Here is a 3,229-nt window from a genome sequence, read left to right on the forward strand (position 1 = left end):
CGCTTTTGTAGAAACCTCAATAAAGCAGACACGAGGCATATCACCCGAATAATTCAGCATTAGTTCGTCGGCCAGATCTAGACGACTTCGCTTAGATCTAGCTATTTCTTCATCGTTACGGTTATAACAATATATTTTTGTGTGAGGTGGCCACTGAATCATTTTTAAGTTCCTTGGATGGCTAACGTTTTGGCATGAGGCGCGGCTGCGTAGCAGCCGTCGCACTCCATGCCCTGGTTAGGCTCTTGATCTTGTTGTTCTTCAAGCTCGGATTCACTTTCGGCGCTCTAGCCGAAGAAGCAGGCATGCTCATCCTTCTCCACCAACGACAGGAACTCTTCCAGCGAGTCAACTTCCGGTGCAGGTGGGTATGAGTGCCACTTCAGATCCGCCCGCTGCCAATACACTTTCCAGACCTGCTGTGTCTTGACAAAGGTGGCCTTGGCTACCGCATGTTCCATCTTCTGCTCGGGAGCCTGCCAAACCGGGCGGATCTCGAAGATCTCCACGCTTTGGCCCTCAACTCGAAAGCCGAGATCAAGCTCTGGCCGAATGTGTGGCGGCGGACGGAGCTTCTCGATAAAGGCGCCTACTAACTTTTCGGCCCGCTTCCGATCAACGTCGTTCAATGCCATCTCTCATCCTTCCGGGACTAACGTTCAGGTTAAGGAGCGCTGCGTCAGCAGCGTCCCAGCGAGCAAAGCGAGTGGCCGCTTGTTAGGTTTCACTACAAGCTTCCGAACGTACCTAGCCAAGACAGCGCTTTTTTGTATTTCACGAATGCTAAATGGCTGAATGTAAAGCATGGCACTACCAGAATATTACCGATAACCAATCCAATGATCGCTCCAAATACTGATCCGACAAAACACATGACAACACCAAAACACAGGAAAATAAATCCGACTAATGCGAAACCTTTTCGCGTACGAGCCTGATCGGGATAACGAGTCAGCATGGATCACCTAACGTTTGGTTAAGGGGCGGGCTTTAGCCCGTCCCAGTGAGCGCAGCGAACGATTTGAACCAGTTGTTATGTTTCGACGCAACTCTCTAAATTATGTCGGCTTCTTTTTGTAGCTTTTTAATATAGCCATTCAAGGATTTATTAAAAACAGGGATAGTGTCACTTATAAAATCCCAGTTAAAAGTCAATAAGGCGCTGTTCCAGCCTACGCTATAAATAACCCCGTCTTCGTCGGGTTTTTTATCACCATGCGTCATGATAAAACTTTCTTGATCAAAGTGCGCGCCGTGCTTATTGCGGTAAGCCTTGGCATCTTCTATGAATTTATTAAATTTTACTTTAACTTCACCAGAGAATGCCTCTGAAATTATCTCTTCAAGAATCGGCTCCCAAAATGGTTTCTTGTTGGCGGCAATAACCCCTTTCTTCCCATAGCCGTCGTTAAAAATAGTGCAAAATTTAATAATTATTTCTTCAGTTGTTAGCTCGTCAATGATATGAATATCATGAATGTCAGGGAATAAAGAGCCATGTTTTTCTTCGAAGCTATTTAATGCCTCTCCATCAAGTCGTAGACCAGCTTTCAATCTTCTGCGCTCTGCATCATATAACTCAGTAATATGCAGCGGCCTTCCAGTGTTGCAAAAGCGGTGCACTCGCTGCCTAAGCGCCAGAAGATCAATGATTCTATTTATGGCTATTTGCCACAGATATAACCTACCAAGGGTCTCTTTCACTATTAGCATGACCTTTATTTAGTGTTGATGACTCAATCAAACTAAGTGAACATAACGCCTCAAACACCGGCGCAGCTATGCTGCGTCCGAGTGCTTTGATTTGTTAACCCTGTGCCTTGACGTATCTATAATTGAACGGGGATGCATTTTCGTCTTCAAGCTTAATTGTGCCATTTGCTCTGAGTCTCTGGAGGGCTGATTTTACTTTTTGCATGTCATCTTCGCCGCTAAGCTGGCGTACCAATTTATTACCTATCGATGCTTCGGGATTGTTTTCAAAGTACTGGAGCACTACATCTTCAATTGAAGCCAGTTTCTGGTGACGTATCGTGACAATAAAAGCGTTATCGTTTTCCTCAAAAACAGGATCAACCAAGCCCGCCTTTTTCAATTCATTTTTTGCGGTATCCAAACCCTCACCAATATCATGATTTACCGGGTCCGGTAAGTTATGCAGCATTCTTACTAAATTAGGATTTCTGGAGAACCGTTCATCGTATAGATTACCCAAATTCATATAGCCAGGGAGCTTGCCAGGGCTTTGTATCTCTATTCTATTGTCAAAAATCCGGACATGAATATCATCATTCAGGCTATAGTCCCTATGAATTACTGCATTTACTAGAATCTCTTTGAGAGCTTCTGATGGATACGAAAGCTTTACCAGTGTTCCATTGTCATCGAAAGATTCGCCATCAATATACTTGGCAACTTGTGCAATTGTACTTGCGATAACTATCTCAACAGGACCGTTAATAGTAACCGGCATCTCAGCAAGCTGTTCCCTTTTATATTCTTTTTCGGTTGTTCGCAGCCTATAGACCTTTACTGCACAGCGTGTTTCCAAGGTTGCCTGTGGTTCTTCATCAAAAAGGAGAACACATCCCACATTGGGAACTCTGTCTGCGTCTTTTTTTGTAAGTAGCCGTTGTTTTCGCAAGAAAGTCTCTGGCTGCAAGTGCGATGAAACACGATGCATATAATCCGCTAAATGCTTGCTGTCAGTTATATCGTCAATGTCAACGTCCGGTAGCGCTTTTCTCTCATACGGCTCAGCGCCCTTTGAGTATGCAAGCTGTGTTACTCTTTCGCCTTTAATTTTTCTTTTAGAAGCATTTATCCTAATGTAACAATCTCCAGAAGCTGTATAGTGGACTTTTGGACTTTTTGGTATTCCTATATGAAGGATTAACCCATTGCCTGCGGCCTCAAGGAATTCGACAACCAAATTTTCGACAGAGGGATTTGTCTCTTCAAGGAGCGTCGACAGAATTCCATTGGCCTCTTCTTGCTCATTAAATCCAACAACCCTCTCCCCAGGTTCAGATTTATCCTCAACTCCTATGAAAATATCGCCGCCATCCGCATTAGCGAAAGCCACGAATGTTTCTTGTAGTTTTGCAGGCGCAATTCTTTTACTTTTCACATCATTAAAGTGATCCTCGTTAAGATCAAGAATCGCTTTAATCTCATCCTGGTCAATCCTTCTTACTTCCATGACATTCCTCGTTTATAGTGGATACTC

At 44.0% G+C, this 3,229-nt stretch carries 3 protein-coding genes; all 3 read right to left on the reverse strand.

The genetic code is table 11. The annotated features are described in order from the left end of the window. Positions 1-287 precede the first annotated feature (287 nt). Positions 288-635, reverse strand: coding sequence for a DUF3024 domain-containing protein (locus BMZ23_RS14630; protein ID WP_093479051.1), 348 nt, complete (start codon positions 633-635; stop codon positions 288-290). A gap of 418 nt (positions 636-1,053) precedes the next feature. Next, on the reverse strand, positions 1,054-1,704 hold the full coding sequence (locus BMZ23_RS14635) for a hypothetical protein (protein ID WP_218143626.1): 651 nt from the start codon (positions 1,702-1,704) through the stop codon (positions 1,054-1,056). 103 nt (positions 1,705-1,807) lie between these two features. Beyond that, positions 1,808-3,202, reverse strand: coding sequence for an RNA-binding domain-containing protein (locus tag BMZ23_RS14640; RefSeq protein WP_093479057.1), 1,395 nt, complete (start codon positions 3,200-3,202; stop codon positions 1,808-1,810). Positions 3,203-3,229: the final 27 nt, after the last annotated feature.

This window comes from Halopseudomonas yangmingensis, assembly GCF_900114825.1.
In the GTDB taxonomy this organism is placed as follows: Bacteria; Pseudomonadota; Gammaproteobacteria; order Pseudomonadales; family Pseudomonadaceae; genus Halopseudomonas; species Halopseudomonas yangmingensis.